At 61.7% G+C, this 1,125-nt stretch carries 1 protein-coding gene; it reads left to right on the top strand.

From position 1 onward, the window contains the following. Positions 1–166: 166 nt before the first annotated feature. A partial coding sequence (locus ACO2Q5_RS23900; RefSeq protein WP_423295724.1) for a recombinase family protein occupies positions 167–1,125 on the top strand: 959 nt, incomplete at its 3' end.

Here is a 1,125-nt window from a genome sequence, read left to right on the forward strand (position 1 = left end):
TGATAGGTCTGCCGTATCGCCCCCCTGCCCTACTGACCCTCCGTACCGTTTGATGCGGTTTTCTTGAGCTTTAGACGCCTTAGCGACAGCCAGAGCTCCATTGCAATCGTTTACAAACGGTCGTTTACTCCTAACATCCGCAATTGCAAAAGGAGCCCCTTGCCTCGTGCCACTCATCGGATACGCGCGTATTTCCACCGAAGATCAAACCGCCCTGCCCCAAGTTCAGGAGTTGCGCTCCGCAGGCTGCGTGGAAATTGTCGAAGAGCAAGCTTCGGGCGGCAGTCGCACCCGGCCTGTTCTGGCGCGTGTGTTGGATCAGCTGCGCGTTGGCGATACGCTCGTCGTGGTTCGGATCGACCGCCTGGCCCGTTCACTCTCTCACCTCTTGGAGATCATTGAGCGGTTGGAGGCGAAAGGCGCACATTTCCGGTCCTTGCAGGATCCAATCGACACGGCGTCGCCTCAGGGCAAGTTCACCTTGCAGGTTCTGGGCGCAGCCGCCGAGTTTGAACGGGCCTTGATACGCGAGCGCACCAAGGCCGGGTTGCGATCTGCGAAGGCAGAAGGGCGGGTTGGCGGCAACCCCGGCCTAAAGGCGGGCGACCCCGTGACAATCCGCAAGGCAAGGGCCGCGCGAGTGGAAAGCCATTTCCATAAACTGAACGCCAATGCCGACCAGTGGGTGCCGGAGGTGCGCCGTCTGAGGCCGGGCCTGCCTTGGGAAGACGTGCTGCGCATCGTCAATTCAGGTCTGCCGAGCGAGGCGCAGCCTTGGTCCCTGCCCCGCCTGATCCGTGCTGCCAAAACCTTCGTCCGCGAAGGCCTGCTGCCAGTCACTATCCTTTCCCGTGCCACCGCATCCGACAAGGGTGATCGCCTGCCCGCCATCGTCGCGGGCATCAAAGGCGCAGATCCCAAGATGACTCTTCAAGCCATCTGCGACCGGCTAGAGACCATGCGCGAACGGACACCTAGGGGCCGCAGCAAGTGGGAGCGTATGCGCCGTCTCTGCCCCATTGATTTTGCGCGTGTTCTATCGCGGCCGCAGCCTTCAGAAGGAGGGTTGAAGCTGGAGGAGCGCGCGGATGCCGGATGGTGGAGACGGATTTGTCGGTCGCTGCG

Origin of the sequence: Neotabrizicola sp. VNH66 (assembly GCF_049445895.1) — a bacterium.
Lineage (GTDB): Bacteria > Pseudomonadota > Alphaproteobacteria > Rhodobacterales > Rhodobacteraceae > Pseudogemmobacter.